General features: G+C 66.3%; 13 protein-coding genes. 5 read left to right on the forward strand and 8 right to left on the reverse strand.

Annotated elements, in window-relative coordinates; genetic code table 11:
* The first annotated feature begins 170 nt into the window (after window positions 1-170).
* Together C1931_RS09195 and C1931_RS09200 are read left to right on the forward strand one after the other, a co-directional pair.
* A complete protein-coding gene (locus tag C1931_RS09195; RefSeq protein ID WP_108756091.1) occupies window positions 171-1,316 on the forward strand; it encodes a two-component system response regulator in 1,146 nt (381 codons plus the stop codon).
* Window positions 1,313-3,481 carry a response regulator gene (locus C1931_RS09200; protein ID WP_108756092.1) on the forward strand — a complete coding sequence of 723 codons (2,169 nt, stop codon included), beginning with the start codon at window positions 1,313-1,315 and terminating at the stop codon, window positions 3,479-3,481. Before C1931_RS09195 ends, C1931_RS09200 begins: the two co-directional genes overlap by 4 nt.
* Before the next feature lie 173 nt (window positions 3,482-3,654).
* Here C1931_RS09200 and C1931_RS09205 read toward each other — a convergent pair whose 3' ends face one another.
* The 7 genes from C1931_RS09205 to C1931_RS09235 form a co-directional block, all read right to left on the reverse strand.
* Window positions 3,655-4,527, reverse strand: coding sequence for a crotonase/enoyl-CoA hydratase family protein (locus tag C1931_RS09205; protein ID WP_108752992.1), 873 nt, complete (start codon window positions 4,525-4,527; stop codon window positions 3,655-3,657).
* Window positions 4,528-4,687: 160 nt separating this feature from the next.
* The gene (locus C1931_RS09210) at window positions 4,688-6,364 is read right to left on the reverse strand and encodes a long-chain fatty acid--CoA ligase (RefSeq protein WP_108756093.1); all 1,677 of its coding nucleotides are present in this window, start codon (window positions 6,362-6,364) and stop codon (window positions 4,688-4,690) included.
* A 397-nt stretch (window positions 6,365-6,761) separates the two neighbouring features.
* Entirely contained in the window at window positions 6,762-8,444 is a 1,683-nt protein-coding gene (gene betA / locus C1931_RS09215; RefSeq protein ID WP_108756094.1) for a choline dehydrogenase, read from the reverse strand.
* A 29-nt stretch (window positions 8,445-8,473) separates the two neighbouring features.
* Window positions 8,474-9,946, reverse strand: coding sequence for a betaine-aldehyde dehydrogenase (betB, locus tag C1931_RS09220; protein WP_108756095.1), 1,473 nt, complete (start codon window positions 9,944-9,946; stop codon window positions 8,474-8,476).
* Between the two features lie 37 nt (window positions 9,947-9,983).
* Entirely contained in the window at window positions 9,984-10,574 is a 591-nt protein-coding gene (gene betI / locus C1931_RS09225) for a transcriptional regulator BetI (protein WP_108756096.1), read from the reverse strand.
* 274 nt (window positions 10,575-10,848) lie between these two features.
* Window positions 10,849-11,481, reverse strand: a complete 633-nt coding sequence (locus tag C1931_RS09230; protein WP_108756097.1) for a hypothetical protein — start codon at window positions 11,479-11,481, stop codon at window positions 10,849-10,851.
* On the reverse strand, window positions 11,481-11,855 hold the full coding sequence (locus C1931_RS09235; RefSeq protein WP_108752998.1) for a type II toxin-antitoxin system Phd/YefM family antitoxin: 375 nt from the start codon (window positions 11,853-11,855) through the stop codon (window positions 11,481-11,483). Before C1931_RS09235 ends, C1931_RS09230 begins: the two co-directional genes overlap by 1 nt.
* Before the next feature lie 178 nt (window positions 11,856-12,033).
* Between C1931_RS09235 and C1931_RS20275 the strand changes: the two genes are divergently transcribed.
* Window positions 12,034-12,486: a hypothetical protein gene (locus tag C1931_RS20275; RefSeq protein WP_159095460.1), complete on the forward strand. Its 453-nt coding sequence runs from the start codon at window positions 12,034-12,036 to the stop codon at window positions 12,484-12,486.
* Window positions 12,487-12,638: 152 nt separating this feature from the next.
* Here C1931_RS20275 and acnA read toward each other — a convergent pair whose 3' ends face one another.
* Entirely contained in the window at window positions 12,639-15,392 is a 2,754-nt protein-coding gene (acnA, locus tag C1931_RS09245) for an aconitate hydratase AcnA (RefSeq protein WP_108756098.1), read from the reverse strand.
* A gap of 289 nt (window positions 15,393-15,681) precedes the next feature.
* On the opposite strand from acnA, the gene C1931_RS09250 reads away from it, so the two are divergent.
* Both C1931_RS09250 and C1931_RS09255 read left to right on the forward strand, forming a co-directional pair.
* Complete coding sequence (locus C1931_RS09250) at window positions 15,682-15,906, forward strand: AbrB/MazE/SpoVT family DNA-binding domain-containing protein (protein WP_108749517.1); 225 nt, start codon at window positions 15,682-15,684, stop codon at window positions 15,904-15,906.
* 6 nt (window positions 15,907-15,912) lie between these two features.
* Window positions 15,913-16,311: a type II toxin-antitoxin system VapC family toxin gene (locus tag C1931_RS09255; RefSeq protein WP_008267153.1), complete on the forward strand. Its 399-nt coding sequence runs from the start codon at window positions 15,913-15,915 to the stop codon at window positions 16,309-16,311.
* Window positions 16,312-16,320 lie beyond the last annotated feature (9 nt).

Here is a 16,320-nt window from a genome sequence, read left to right on the forward strand (position 1 = left end):
TCCCGGAATGGGATGGCGCGATTGACGCTTTCCGCACACGGCGTATGGTGATTGCACCGCCTTGACATCCCCTGTGGCAAACAGGGGCTGGGGTGGGGGCAATGCGAAGGGCCGGCTTCACATTGTGATGACGATCATGAACCGGCGACATCGTGACGGGAGTGGGGCCGATGCAGGGTGCCAGTGTGCACAGCGGCGGAGTATCCTCGCCGGCTGAGTTTCCAGCGTGGTCGAGAAGGAAGGCAGAGAGCGCGTTGAATATCGTCATTGTCGACGACCAGACTTCTGCACGGACGATGTTGCGGCATGTCATTGAAGACATCGCACCGGAACTGTCCGTGTACGACTTTGGCGATCCGCTTACGGCCCTGGCCTGGTGCGAAGCGCACCCGGTCGATCTGTTGCTGCTGGACTACCGCATGCCGGAAATGGACGGGCTGGAGTTCGCCCGCCGCTTCCGCCGCCTGCCCAAGCATCGCGACATTCCGGTGATCCTGATCACCGTGGTGGGCGATGAACCGATTCGCCAGGCCGCACTGGAAGCCGGGGTGATCGATTTCCTGGTCAAGCCGATCCGCCCGCGTGAACTGCGCGCGCGCTGCTACAACCTGCTGCAGCTGCGCCAGCAGAGCGAGAATGTGAAGCAACGCGCCTTGTCGCTGGAGCAGCGCCTGCTGGCCAGCATGCACGAGGTGGAAGAGCGCGAGCGCGAAACCCTTTCGCGGCTGGCGCGGGCGATCGAGTTCCGTGATGCCGGCACCAGTGCGTATCTGGAGCGCATGGCGCGCGTGGCCGGGCTGATTGCCGAGCAGCTGGGCCTGCCCGAAGACGAAGTGAAGCTGATCGAGGCGGCCGCGCCCCTGCACGACATGGGCAAGATCGCCATTCCCGATGCGGTGCTGCTCAAGCAGGGCAAGCTGACCGATGACGAGCTGGCGATCATGCGCCGGCACCCGCGTATCGGCCACGAACTGCTGAGCGGCAGCCAGAACCGCTTCATCCAGGTCGGTGCGCTGATCGCGCTGCGCCACCACGAGCGCTACGACGGCAGTGGCTACCCCGACGGTCTGGTGGGCGACGCGATTCCGCTGGAGGCGCGCATCGTGGCCGTGGCCGATGTGTTCGACGCGCTGATTTCGCCGCGTCCGTACAAAGAGGCGTGGACCTTCGAAGCGACCCTGGCCTATCTGTACGCCCAGCGCGGGCGCCTGTTCGACCCGCGCTGCGTGGATGCGCTGCTGCGCGGGCGCAACCAGCTTGAACAGATCTGCGCCGAGCACTCCACCGCCTCGGCGCGGCCGGGGATGGGCGCGTGAAGCGGTTGCTGTCGCGGCTGCGCCAGCGCCTGTCGAACCGGCAGGACAGCGAGCATGGGCAGCAGATCGTCCGCATCGTGCTGATCAGCCTGATCCTGGGCTACGTGCTGCTGCCCAGCGTGCGTTTCGACCTGCCGCACGACCAGTACGTGGGCGTGCTGGCCATCGTGCTGACCGGCCTGAGCCTGTCGCTGCTGGCGTTCGGCTGGCTGCTGTGGCGGCCTGGCCGCTCCGACCCGCGCCGCGTGCTGGGCATGCTGGCCGACTACGGGTTGATCGCCGCCGGCATGATCCAGATGGGCGAGCCGCTGTCGTGGGTCTACATCGTGGTGATGTGGGTGACGGTCGGCAACGGCATGCGCTTTGGCAACACCTATCTTTACGTGGCCGTGGCGATGGCCATGGTCAGCTTCGGCGCCACCGCGCTGCTGACCCCGTACTGGCAGCAGAACCTGCGCCTGGCCATCGGCCTGTGGCTGGGCCTGGCGGCGGTGCCGCTGTACTTCTCGACGCTGCTGCGTCAGTTGACCCATGCAATGGCAGAAGCGCGCCGGGCCAGTGAGGCCAAGAGCCGCTTCCTGGCCAACATGAGTCACGAATTCCGCACCCCACTCAATGGATTGAATGGCATGACCGAAGTGTTGGCGACCACGCGCCTGGATGAAGAACAGCGCGAGTGTCTGAATACCATCCAGGCCTCTTCCCGCAGCCTGCTGGCGCTGGTGGAGGAAGTGCTGGACATCTCGGCCATCGAGGCCGGCAAGCTGCGCGTGGTGGCCGAGGATTTCGTGCTGTCCGACGTGATCCAGGCCATCGGGCTGATCCTGTTGCCGCAGGCCAAGGCCAAGCGGCTGGATTACCGGGTGAAGGTGGCCGCGACGGTGCCGCAGACCCTGCGCGGCGACGTGGGCCACCTGCGGCAGATCCTGTTGAACCTGGCCGGCAACGCGGTGAAGTTCACCGACCAGGGCCGGGTGGAGATCCGGGTGAACGTGGTGCACGCCGACACCCACGGTGCGGTGCGCCTGCGCTTTGACATCATCGATACCGGCATTGGCGTGCCGGTGGCCCTGCGCCCACGCTTGTTCGAGGCCTTCGAGCAGGCCGACGTGAGCATGGCCCGCCGCCACGAAGGCACCGGCCTGGGCACCACCATCGCCAAGGGCCTGGTCGAGGCCATGGACGGGCAGATCGGCTACCTGGACAACCCGCCGCAGGGCAGCCACTTCTGGGTGGAACTGCCGTTCGCGCCGCCGCAGCCGGTAGAGCCGGGTCTGGTGCCCAGCGTGGCCGCCGGCGAGGACATCGGCCCGGGTGGCAACGTGATCGCCTTCGCCGATCCGTTCCTGCGCCACCGTGCGCGCGTGCGCAGCATGCAGATCCTGGTGGCCGACGACCACGAAGCCAACCGCATGGTGCTGCAGCGCCTGCTGCAGAAGGCCGGCCACCGGGTGATGTGCGTGGACGGCGGCGAAGCGGTGCTCGATGCGCTGGCCGAGAGCGAATTCGATGCGGCCATCGTCGACCTGCACATGCCCGGCATGAGTGGCCTGGACATGCTGAAGGAATTGAGGGTGATGCAGTCCGGCGGCGGTCCGCGCACGCCGGTGATGGTGCTCAGTGCCGATGTGACCCCCGAAGCGATCCAGCGCTGCACGCAGGCCGGCGCGCATGCCTTCCTGGCCAAGCCCGTGGTGGCCGTGCGCCTGCTGGACACGCTGGCGGAGATCGCCAACAACGCGAACCTGAAAAATGCCGCGCCGCTGGTGGTACGTGCGCCGGTACAGCTCGATGGCGTGCTTGATACCGGCGTGCTGGACGAACTGGCCTCACTGGGCATGGGCGATGGCTTCGAACGTGAGTTCATCCGCCAGTGCCTGGAAGATGCCGAGGCCTGCCTGCGCAAGGCAGAGGCCGATGGCGAAGCCGGCCGCTGGGGCCAGTTCCGCGAGCAGTCGCATGCGATCAAGGGTGTGTCCGGCAACCTGGGGCTGGTGCGCGCGGCCAACCGTGCCGGTGAACTGATGCGCATGGCCGATTGGCAGTTGAAGGCCGAATGGCAGGCGCGCCTGGCGGTGCTGCAGGGCGCGATCAAGGAAGGCCGGCAGGCGCTGGATGCACGCGCCGAACGCAAGGCCCGCGGCGCGGCCGACGACGCGCCGTAGCGTCGAGCCACAGCTCCGTAGAGTCGAGCTTGCTCGACTGCCACAGCTCCGTAGAGTCGAGCTTGCTCGACTATCGACGGCAGTCGAGCAAGCTCGACTCTACGGGGTTGCGATTGCGCGAAAAAAAGCCCGGTGGCCAGCCGGGCTCCAAGCCAGCAGGGGGAGGGCTGGAATCAGGCCGCATCCATCGACGCACGACGCGTCTGTGCCTTGATCAATCGATCCATGGTGCGCAGCGAGCGGTCACCCAGTGCCAGCGCCGAATCCACCCAGACCTTGGTGATTTCCAGCAGCTCGTCGTAGCTCACCGCCTGCGCCAGGTTGCGTGCGGCGTTCATGGCCAGGTACGACTGCGGCAGGCGCTGCTGGTGGCGGATCATCTCCTGCACGGCGGCTCGGCCTTCGCCCTTCTTCACCAGCACGTCCACCACCCCCAGTGCATGCATTTCCTCGGCACTGTAGATGCGGCCGTCCAGGATGATCTTCTCGGCCAGCTGCGGGGCCACGCGGCGGCACAGGAACGAGTACGCGCCCATGCCCGGGAACAGCCCGAACAGCACTTCGGGCAGGCCCATGCCGCTGCCTTCCTCGGCCACGATGGTGTGGCAGGCCAGGGCCATTTCCAGGCCGCCGCCCAGGGCATCACCCTGGATCAGGGCGATGGAGCGCACATCGCCGCCAAAGCCGGTGTGCAGGTGGTGCACGCCTTCCACGCAGCGTTGGGCGTAGGTCAGCAGCAGGTCGCGGTTGCCTTCGCGGATCAGGCGGGTGAACAGGTCCAGGTCACCGCCCAGGTTGTAGGCGATGGCGTCGGAGGCCAGCACGAAATGCCGCAGCTGGCCGCTGTGGCGCTGGGCCGGGCTGCGGGTGATGGCGTTCATGTAGCTCCACATTTCGTCCAGCATGTCCTTGCGGCAGCACGGGCGGATGCCCGTGGACGCATCGGCATGCATGAACAGCCAGTGGGCAGCGCCGTCGTCGCTGTCTTCGGTACGGATGGTGGCAAACGGTGAACCGCTGGTCGGCAGTTTTTCGATGGTGCTCATGGAAGGGTCCTCGGCAGGCGGCCCGCGTGAAAACGTGGTGGCCGGCGGGCCGAACGGTCCACACACGACGCGATGCTACAACGGGTGCAGCCTTTCACATGCGAAAAGGCCCGGGGCGTTTCCGACCCGGGCCTGACGGCGTTCCAACCTGTGGAAACCCTTACGTGGCGGGCGTGTCGCGCAGCTCGCGACGCAGGATCTTGCCCACGTTGGTCTTCGGCAGCTCTTTTCGGAATTCTACGATTCTGGGGTGCTTGTAGCCGGTCAGGTTGGCCCGGGCGTGTTCCTTGACCATTTCGGCGGTCAGGTTCGGGTCCTTCTTCACGATCACGACCTTCACCACTTCGCCGGACTTCTCGTCCGGAACGCCCACGGCGGCCACTTCCAGCACGCCCGGCATCATCGCAATCACGTCTTCCACTTCGTTGGGGTACACGTTGAAGCCGGACACCAGGATCATGTCCTTCTTGCGGTCGACGATGTAGAAGAAGCCCTGCTCATCCATGCGCGCCATGTCGCCGGTGTGCAGCCAGCCGTCGGCATCGATGGCCTGGCGGGTTTCGTCCGGGCGCTGCCAGTAGCCCTTCATCACCTGCGGGCCCTTGATGCACAGCTCGCCCACTTCGCCCAGCGGCAGGGTGTTGCTGTTGTCGTCCTTGATGCAGGCATCGGTGGACGGAATCGGCAGGCCGATGGCGCCGTTGTATTCCTTCAGGTCCAGCGGGTTGATGCAGGCGGCAGGCGAGGTTTCGGTCAGGCCGTAGGCCTCCACCAGGGTCACCCCGGTCACCTTCTTCCAGCGCTCGGCCACCGCACGCTGCACGGCCATGCCGCCGCCCAGGGTGACCTTCAGCGAGGAGAAATCCACGGTGTCGAAGCCGGGGGTGTTCAGCAGGCCGTTGAACAGCGTGTTGACGCCGGTGATGGCGGTGAAGCGCACCGACTTGAGCTCCTTGACGAAGCCCTTCATGTCGCGCGGATTGGTGATCAGGTGGTTGCAGCCACCGAACTTCATGAAGACCAGGCCGTTCGCGGTCAATGCGAAGATGTGGTACAGCGGCAGGGCGGTGATGATCCATTCCTTGCCCGGCTCGATGCCCGATGCGCCGATCCAGGCCGAGGCCTGCTGCATGTTGGCGATCAGGTTGCGGTTGGTCAGCATGGCGCCCTTGGCCACGCCTGTGGTGCCGCCGGTGTACTGCAGGAACGCCACGTCATCGTGGTCGATCTCGACCTTGGGCAGGGTGTGGCGGCTGCCCAGCTTGAGCGCCTGCTTGAAGCGGATGGCGCCCTTCAGATGGTAGTTGGGCACCATCTTCTTGACGTACTTCAGCACGAAATTGACGATCGCACCCTTGGCCCCGAGCAGGTCGCCCAGGCCGGTGGTGATGACCTGCTTGACCTGGGTCTCGGCGATGACCTGCTGCACGGTGTCGCCGAAGTTGTCCACGACCACCAGCGCGGTGACACCGGCATCGACCAGCTGATGCTTCAGCTCGCGGGCGGTGTACAGCGGGTTGACGTTGACCACGGTGAGGCCGGCGCGCAGCACGCCGAAGGTCGCGATGGGGTACTGCAGGCAGTTGGGCATCATCAGGGCAACGCGGTCACCCTTTTTCAGCTTCAGTTCGCCCAGCAGGTAGGCCGCGAACTGCTCGACCAGGGCATCGGTTTCACCGTAGGTGAGCACCTTGCCGAAACTGGAGTAGGCGGGGCGGTCGCGGAACTTCGCCACGGAGGCGTCGAAGACCGAAGCTACCGAATGGAACTCGTTGACGTCGATTTCGGCGGGAACGCCTTTCGGATAGCTCTGCAGCCAGGGACGATCCAGACTCATATTCCCCCTCCAGGAATCGTTGTGATGGGTGCGGCGCGGACAGTATCCGCCAGAACCGCTCGCAGCAGCATACCGTTCCGTAGGGAAAACGCGAAGAGGGCGTGATCGTCAGCGCGCTGGTGCCTGGTAGCTGCCGACCTTGGTCGGCAGGATGGGCTGGCGCGTGCCCACCAAGGTGGGCACCTACCGGGCGTTGGGTGGGTTGGCGCGTGCCCACCAAGGTGGGCACCTACCGGGCGTTGGGTGGGTTGGCGCGTGCCCACCAAGGTGGGCACCTACCGGGCGTTGGGTGGGTTGGCGTGTGCCCACCAAGGTGGGCACCTACCGGTCGTTGGGGCGTTGCGGCGCGTGCCCACCAAGGTGGGCACCTACTGGGCGCACGGGCGTGGCATTCGCGTCAGCGCTGGCGGCGTACCGGGGCGCCGTTGGCCTGGTAGTACGGGGCGGTGCTGGGGGCCAGTGCGGGGCGGCCGCGGATCACGTCGGCCAGCTTCTCGGCCATCATGATGGTCGGCGCGTTGAGGTTGCCGGTCACCACCTGCGGCATGATCGAGGCATCAACGATGCGCAGGCCGTCCAGGCCGTGCACGCGGCCCTGGCCATCGACCACCGCCATCGGGTCGTCGGCGTGGCCCATCTTGTTGGTGCACGAGGGGTGGTAGGCGGTCTCGGCATGCTCGCGCACGAAGCCATCGATCTGCGCGTCGGTCTGCAGCTCGCGGCCGGGCGAAATCTCGCGGCCGCTGTAGGGCGCCAGCGCCGGCTGCGCGAAGATCTCGCGGGTGATGCGGATGGCAGCGCGGAACTCGCGCCAGTCCTGCTCGTGCGACATGTAGTTGAACAGGATGCTGGGATGTTCGCGCGGGTCCTTGGAACGCACGTGGATGCGACCGCGGCTGGGCGAACGCATCGAGCCCACGTGCATCTGGAAGCTGTGCGCCTTGATCGGGTTGGAACCGTTGTAATTGATGGCCACCGGCAGGAAGTGATACTGCAGGTTCGGCCAGTCGAATTCGGCATCGCTGCGGATGAAGCCGCCGGCCTCGAACTGGTTGCTGGCGCCGATGCCGGTGCCCAGGAACAGCCACTCCGCGCCGATGGCCGGCTGGTTGTACAGCTTCAGGGCCGGCGCCAGCGATACCGGCTTCCTGCATTCGTACTGCAGGTACATCTCCAGGTGATCCTGCAGGTTGGCGCCGACGCCGGGCAGGTGGTGCACCAGGTCGATGTCCAGGCTGCGCAGCAGGTCGGCCGGGCCCACGCCCGAGCGCTGCAGGATCTGCGGCGACGCAATGGCGCCGCCGCACAGCAGCACCTCGCGGCGGGCGGTGGCGCGCTGCGGCTGGTCGTTGTGCAGCCACTGCACGCCCACTGCACGCTTGCCCGAGAACAGGATGCGGTCAGTCAGGGCGTGGGTGACGATGGTCAGGTTCGGGCGCGGCTTTGCCAGGTCCAGGTAGCCGCGCGCGGTGCTGGAGCGACGGCCCTTCGCGGTCACCGTGCGGTCCATCGGGCCGAAGCCTTCCTGCTGGTAACCGTTCAGATCGTCGGTGCGCGGGTAGCCGGCCTGCACGCCGGCTTCGATCATGGCGGCAAACAGTTCGTTGTTGCCGGCCTTGGGCGTGGTGACCTGCAGTGGGCCCTGGTCGCCGTGGTAGTCGTTGGCGCCGATGTCGCGGGTTTCGGCCTTGCGGAAGTAGGGCAGGCAGTCCAGGTAGGTCCAGTCTTCCAGGCCCGGCATGCTGGCCCAGTTGTCATAGTCCATCGCGTTGCCGCGGATGTAGCACATGCCGTTGATCAGCGAGGAACCGCCCAGGCCCTTGCCGCGGCCGCAGTCCATGCGCCGGTTGTTCATGAAGGGCTCCGGGTCGGTCTTGTACGCCCAGTTGTAGCGCTTGCCCTGCAGCGGGTAGGCCAGTGCGGCCGGCATCTGCGTGCGGAAATCGAGGCGGTAGTCGGGCCCGCCGGCTTCCAGCAGCAGAACGCGCACATCGGCGTCTTCGGTCAGGCGGGTGGCCAGCACGTTGCCGGCCGAACCGGCGCCGATGATGATGTAGTCGTACTCGTGGGTGGTGCTCATGGTTGTCTCCTGCGATCGGGGCGCGCTGCTCAGAACACGCTGGCGAAGTCGCCCAGTTCCACCTGGACCGATTTGATGCGGGTGTAGTGGCCCAGCGTGGACAGGCCGTTCTCGCGGCCCACGCCGGATTCCTTGTAGCCGCCCACCGGCATTTCGGCGGGCGATTCGCCCCAGGTGTTGATCCAGCAGATGCCGGCCTGCAGGCGGTGGATGATGCGATGGGCGCGGCTGATATCGCTGCTGACCACGCCGGCGGCCAGGCCGAACGGGGTGTCGTTGGCGCGCCGCACCGCTTCGTCCTCATCGTCGTAGGCCAGGATGCTCATCACTGGCCCGAAGATTTCCTCGCGCACGATCTTCATGTCGTCGCGGCAGTCGGAAAACACGGTGGGCTGCACGTACGCGCCCTCGGCCAGGGCGGCGTCGGTGGCGCGGCCGCCACCGGTCAGCAGGCGGGCGCCTTCGGCCTTGCCGCTGTCGATGTAGCGCAGCACGTTGTCCATGTGCGGGAAGCTGACCATCGGCCCGAAGTTGGTGTCCGGCGCGGTCGGGTCGCCCATGCGGATGCGCTGCACGCGCTGCACCACCGCCGCCTCGAAGGCTGCCAGCATGGCGCGCGGCACGAACACGCGGGTGCCGTTGGTGCAGACCTGGCCGGAGCTGAAGAAGTTGGCCATGACCGCGATATCGGCGCCACGGTCCAGGTTGGCGTCCTGACAGATCAGCAGCGGCGACTTGCCGCCCAGTTCCATCGTTACTTCTTTCAGTGACGAGGATGCAGCGGCCGCCATCACCTTCTTGCCGGTGGTGACGCCACCGGTGAAGGAGATCTTCTCGATCACCGGGTGTTCGGTCAGCCAGTTGCCGATCTCGCCACCGGGGCCCTGCAGCACGTTGAACACGCCGTCGGGCACGCCGGCTTCGGTGTAGATCTCGGCCAGCTTCAGCGCGGTCAGCGGGGTCACTTCGGAGGGCTTGAACACCATCGCGTTGCCCGCGGCCAATGCCGGGGCCGATTTCCACAGCGCGATCTGGATCGGGTAGTTCCAGGCGCCGATGCCGGCCACCACGCCCAGCGGTTCGCGGCGGGTGTAGAAGAAGCTCGATTCGCGCAACGGCAGCTGGATGCCTTCGATGGCCGTGGCCAGGCCGGCGTAGTACTCCAGCACGTCGGCGCCGGTGACGATGTCCACGGTGGTGGTTTCGGCCAGCGCCTTGCCGGTATCCAGGGTTTCCAGATGGGCAAGCTCGTCATTGCGTTCGCGCAGGATCTCGACCGCGCGGCGCAGGATGCGCGAGCGTTCCATGGCGGTCATCGCGGCCCACGCCTGCTGGCCTTCGCTGGCGCTGCGTACGGCGCGCTCCACATCGGCCTGGCTGGCAATCTGCACCTCGGCCAGCACCTGGCCGTTGGCCGGGTTCACGGTCTGGAAGGTCTTGCCGCTGGTGGCGTCGACCCGGCGGCCATGGATGTAGAGCTGTTGAACGGGCAGGGTGGGCATGGGGGTACTCCTTGGAAGGGGCAGGGTCCTGCAGCGCTTATAGCGCGTTGGCCTGCAACTGGAAGTCGATGTAGGCGTAGGCGATGTGACGGGCGTTGTCGCCGTCGATCTGGCCGCCGACCAGGCTGCCGCGCAGCCACAGGCCGTCGATGAGTGCGGCAAGGCCGCGGGCGGCCTCGCGGGCGGGTTCGGCCGGCAGGCTGCGGTGGAACTGGTAGGCCAGGTTGGAATACAGGCGCTGGTCGTTGATGCGCTGCAGTCGGGCCAGTTCGGGCTGGTGCATGCTGGCTGCCCAGAAGGTCAGCCAGACGCGCATGGCCGGCCCGCTGGTCTGGCTGGGGTCGAAGTTCGCATCCACCAGTGCGCGCAGTTGTGAGCGCGGATCTGTGGCGGCCTGCCCGCGGTGCTGGGCGAAGGCATCCTTGAGCTGGCTCAGGATCTGCCTCATGGCGGCGTTGAGCAGGCCGGCCTTGTCGCCGAAGTAGTGGGCGACGATGCCGGTAGACAGGCCGGCCTTGCGCGCGATGGTGGCCACGGTGGCGTCGGCCAGGCCGATCTCGTGGATGACCTGGAAGGTGGCGTCGATGAGCTGTTGGCGGCGCAGGGGTTCGATGCCTTTCTTGGGCATGGGCCGAGTGGCTTGGGGAGGAGGGCGACCAGTATGTGGGTTATTGATTGAACGTCCAATCAATACAAAGTGAAGGCCGCGTCATGGCGCGGGCGCAGGCCGGTTTCGTAGCGTCGAGCTTGCTCGACGAGCTTTTGGGGTCGGGGTCAGAGCCCTTTCCTTTGGAAAGGGATCCGACCCCTGGCGGTGGCCTTGGTAGCGTCGAGCTTGCTCGACGAGCCTTTGGGGTAGGGGTCAGAGCCCTTTCCTTTGGAAAGGCATCCGACCCCTTGGGTCACAGGCGCAATGCGGCTTCCAGCAGGGGCGTGGCCCAGGCCGGGGTGGCGGCCAGCTGTGCCAGGTCGTCCGGCTGCGGGAAATGCACCTGGCCATCCTCCATCTGCAGCAGCAGTCGGGGGTCGGGCACGGCTTCGCCGGGGGCGGCTTCGGCACTGTTGTCGTAGACCTGCAGCTGGGCCAGCACCGGCATCAGCCGGATCAGGTTCTGCTGCGCCAGCGGCCAGCGGCGGCGGATATCGGCTTCGTTGATCGGGTGCCCGCCCGAGCGCACGCGGGCCTGGACCCGGGCGATGTGTTGTTCCGGGCTGGACAGGCCGCAGAACCACATCAGCACATCGTGGCTGTGGCTGGCCTCCTGCAGCAGGGCGGCGATCGAATTGCCGCCCAGGGTGGTTTCAAAGGCGTGGTTGCAGCGCCGGTCCAGCGCATCGCGGATGCGGTTGACGCCTTCCTGCCAGGCCTGGGCGTTGGCCTCGGCCTGCGACAGGCCGGTGATGCCGCGCAGCTCGCGGGCGAAGGTGTCGGGGTTGAACCAGTTCAGCCCGGCCTCGCGCAGCACATGGCCGCCCACCGAACTCTTGCCGGCGCCATTGACGCCGGCAAGGACGTACAGGAATGGCCGCGCCATCAGTGGCCGGTGCCGGCCTTGACCTGCCCGCCAAGGCGGGCGGGGCGGCGCAGCAGGTCGCGTGCGCTGCTGCCGGCCTGGGCCTGTTGCAGCACGGCCAGGCGTTGGTCGAAGCCGGCACGCAGCTCGGCCAGGCCCGGGGCCTGGTCGCGCAGTTCCTCAAGCGAGGCTTCCAGCGCCTCCACCCGGGCCTGCAGGGCGCGGTACTGCTCGATGGAGACGATGACCGCCTGCGGCTCGTTATGGTTGGTGACCACCACCATGCGCTGGTCGCGGACCTCCTGCATGACCTTGCGCCAGTGTTCCTTCACCGACGAGGCGGTGGTGTGGGTCAGCTCGTTGATGGGGTCGAAGCGGACGGGCAGGTGAAGCATGGCGGGCTCCAGAAGGGGTGACCTGTGGTGCCAGCCTACACCGGATGTGGACGAATTTCATGAATGATGAAAAACATCATAAATATGAAAATTAGAGGCGGCTATTTCATCCCATTCCTAAAGACGCCATACGCCGCCGTACTGCACCATCACAGGCCGTTCCGTGAGGGAGAGTGCTATGCGCATTGTCGTGAGTTGCCTGCTGTTCTGTAGTTCGGCCGTGGCCTTGGCGCAGACGCCGCCACCGATGCAGCAGTTGGATTACCCGGTGCTGGCGATCGGCGACACCGGCCAGTTCCGGGTGCAGGTGCCGGCCTACGCCGGCGGCCAGGGCCGGGTGTCGTACGCGGCGCATGCGCTGATGCCGGGCAGCAGTGAGGACCGGGGCTACCGCTTCGTGGCCGTGCACTGTGAAGATCCCGGGTTCACCCCGGTCGTGCACTACGAGAATCGTGGGGTGGTGTGTTCGCGCATTGGCCAGGCGGCGCACCCGGCGTTCGAGATGGTGGTGACGGTGGTCAATACCGGCGCCGCTGAGGGCGAGACCGTGATGAAATGGGGGCTGCGCGGCCTGGTGTACGACGTGGGGCCGACGGCGGCCCCGTGGCGGATCTATGGCGTGCGGCCATAGCGGCTGACGCCCTGGTGGGGGCCAACCTTGGTTGGCACGCCATGCCCCGGTAGGTGCCAACCTTGGTTGGCACTCCATGCTCCGGTAGGTGCCAACCTGGGTTGGCACGTTGGGGGCAGTCGAGCAAGCTCGACTCTACCGAAGTCCGGACATTACCGGCCGGCGAGCTGGCGCAGCACGTACTGCAGCAGGCCGCCGTGGCGGAAGTACTCGACCTCCTTCGGGGTCAGCAGCATCACCGACACTTCGAAGGTCTTCTGGGTGCCGTCTGCCTTGGTTGCGGTAACGGTGGCGCGCTTGCTGGCGCCATCCTGCAGGCCGGTGATGTCGATCACTTCCGAGCCATCCAGGCCCAGCGACTGTGCGTTCTCGCCGTTGCGGAACTGCAGCGGCAGCACGCCCATGCCCACCAGGTTGGAACGGTGGATGCGTTCGAAGCTTTCGGCAACCACTGCCTTCACGCCCAGCAGCAGGGTGCCCTTGGCCGCCCAGTCGCGCGACGAGCCGGTGCCGTATTCCTTGCCGGCCAGCACCACCAGCGGCACCTTGTCGGCCTTGTACTTCATCGCCGCATCGTAGATGGCCAGCTTTTCCGGCTGGCCGCCGCCGGCGGGGTAGTACAGGGTGTTGCCACCTTCTTCGCCACCGAACATCAGGTTCTTGATGCGGATGTTGGCGAAGGTGCCGCGCACCATCACATCGTCGTTGCCGCGGCGGCTGCCGTAGCTGTTGAAGTCGGCCGGCTGTACACCGCGTTCCTGCAGGAAGCGGCCGGCGGGCGAGTCCTTCTTGATGTTGCCGGCCGGGGAGATGTGGTCGGTGGTGATCGAATCGCCGAACAGGCCCATCACGCGTGCGCCGTGCACGTCGTCGATGCTGCCGGTCTGCATGGTCATGCCATCGAAGTAGGGCGGGTTCTTGATGTAGGTGGAGGCATCGCTCCACTCGTACAGATTGCCGTCCGGCGAGGCGATGGTGTTCCAGCGGCTGTCACCCTTGAACACGTCGGCGTAGTTCTGCTTGAACATGTCCGGGCCCAGGGTGGCGGCGATGACATCGCCGATTTCCTTGTTGCTGGGCCAGATGTCGCGCAGGTACACCGGCTGGCCATCGCTGCCGGTGCCCAGCGGTTCGGTGGTCAGGTCGATGTCGGTGGTGCCGGCGATTGCATAGGCCACCACCAGCGGCGGGCTGGCCAGGTAGTTCATCTTTACTTCGGGGTGCACGCGGCCTTCGAAGTTGCGGTTGCCCGACAGCACCGAGGTGACCGCCAGGTCGCCCGCGGCGATGCCGGCGCTGACTTCGGTCGGCAGCGGGCCGGAATTGCCGATGCAGGTGGTGCAGCCATAGCCGACCACGTAGAAGCCGATCTTCTCCAGCTCCTTCAGCACGCCGGCCTTTTCCAGGTAATCGGTAACCACGCGCGAGCCCGGGCCGAGCGAGGTCTTCACCCACGGCTGGCGGTTCAGGCCCTTGGCCGCCGCGTTGCGCGCCAGCAGGCCGGCACCGATCATCACCGCCGGGTTGGACGTGTTGGTGCAGGAGGTGATGGCGGCGATGACCACCGCGCCATCCTTCAGCCGCACCTTGCGGCCTTCGATCTCGATGTCGGCCTGGCCCTTGGCCAGTTGCTCGTTGCCGACCGCCGTACCACCACCTTCATTGGTGAAGTTGGCGATGGCCGCGTCCTTGCGGTCGCGGTTGGCGGTCAGGCCGACCAGGGCTTCGCGGTAGTTCTTCTGCACGTCTTCCAGCAGCACGCGGTCCTGCGGGCGCTTGGGGCCGGCCAGCGACGGCTTCACCGTGCCCATGTCCAGTTCCAGCGTGGTGCTGTACTGCGCCGGCGCGCTGCCCGGTTCGTGCCACAGGCCCTGCGCCTTGGCATAGGCTTCGACCAGGTTGATCTGTTCTTCGCTGCGGCCGGACAGGCGCAGGTAGTTCAGCGATTCGTGATCGATCGGGAAGATGCCGCAGGTGGCGCCGTATTCGGGGGCCATGTTGCCGATGGTGGCACGGTCGGCCAGCGGCAGGTGCTGCAGGCCGTCACCGAAGAATTCGACGAACTTGCCGACCACGCCCAGCTTGCGCAGCATCTGGGTGACGGTCAGCACCAGGTCGGTTGCGGTAGCGCCTTCGGGCAGCTTGCCGGTCAGCTTGAAGCCGACCACCTGCGGAATCAGCATGGAGGAGGGCTGGCCGAGCATGGCCGCCTCGGCTTCGATGCCGCCCACGCCCCAGCCGAGCACGCCGATGCCATTGATCATGGTGGTGTGGCTGTCGGTACCGAAGACGGTATCGGGGTAGGCCACGTCCTTACCGTCCTTCTGCGCGGTCATCACCACGCGGGCCAGGTTTTCCAGGTTCACCTGGTGGACGATGCCGGTGTTGGGCGGCACCACCTTGAAGTTGTCGAACGCCTTCTGGCCCCAGCGCAGGAAGCCGTAGCGTTCCTGGTTGCGCTGGAATTCGATCTTGCCGTTCAAGTCCAGCGCGTCCGGCTTGCCGAACACATCCACCTGCACCGAGTGGTCGATGACCAGTTCGGAGGGGATCTGCGGGTTGATCTGTTCCGGCTTGCCGCCCAGCTTGACCACTGCGTCGCGCATGGCGGCCAGGTCGACCACGCAGGGCACGCCGGTGAAATCCTGCAGCACCACGCGTGCGGGCATGAAGGCGATTTCGGTGTCCGGCTCGGCGCTTGGCTGCCAGCGGGCGACCGCTTCGATGTGCTCGGGGCCCACGGTGGCGCCACCATCCTCGTGCCGGAGCAGGTTCTCCAGCAGGATCTTCATCGAATAGGGCAGGTGGGAGATGTCGAAGCGCTGGCCCAGCTTGGGCAGGCTGAAGTAATCGTAGGCCTTGCCGCCAACATCGAGCTGGCTGCGGGTGGAGAACGAATCGCTCATGCGGATGACTCCTCTTGCGGATGGCTTGCTCTGGCCCGTGCGTATACGGGCCTGCTTGCGGTCGCCGCGGGCCTGCTGGCCCCGGTGCGCCCCAGTATGAACGCATTCACCTGGGCGCGGGCCGGCCTGCGGCATCGGGTCCAGACTACAGCGGCAGGTGTATGGCGTATGTCATGAATGTGGCGGATCCTTTGCGGCTGTAAGGGCCGGGGCGGGCCCGGCCGGGTTCGGGGTGGAAGTATGCCCTGCAAAGTATGTATAATTTGTGCATACCGAAGAGGGCCTACCGATGGAAGCCACTGTTGCAGAGCGCGGACAGATCACCCTGCCCAAGGCGGTGCGTGATGCCCTGGGCCTGACCAAGGGCACCCAGTTGAAGGTGGAGCTGGACGGCAGCCGTATCATCCTGCGCAAGAGCGTGGACGATGCGATCTCCCGCGCCCGCGGCAAGTTCGCGCTGGACGGCTTCGAGTCGGCCGAATCGGCGGTACGCGCGGTGCGCGACGAGGAATAAGGCGTGATGATTGCCGTCGATTCACCGGTGCTGGTGGAACTGCTGAGCAACGGCCCGCAGGCCGATGCGGTGGAAGCGATCCTGCGGCAGAGCCTGGTCGGTGGCCGCGTGGTGGTCTGCGGCGCCACCCTGGCCGAAGTCTGCGCATCGCTGCGCGGTGGCGCCGAAGTGCTGGAAGCGCTGGAAGAAATGGGCGTGCACTTCAACCCGATGGAAGCCAAATCGGCCCTGCGCGCCGGCGAGATGCACCGCCGCCACCGCCAGCGCAGCGGCAGCCGCCGCAGCCTGGACGAATTCATGGTCGGGGCCCACGCATTGCTGCAATGCGACGGCCTGATCACCTGGAACGACACGTTTTACCGCGACTACTTCAAGGGCCTGAAGCTGATCGTGCCGCAAGCCTGAGCCCATTTT

Origin of the sequence: Stenotrophomonas sp. YAU14A_MKIMI4_1, assembly GCF_003086855.1 — a bacterium.
GTDB lineage: Bacteria > Pseudomonadota > Gammaproteobacteria > Xanthomonadales > Xanthomonadaceae > Stenotrophomonas.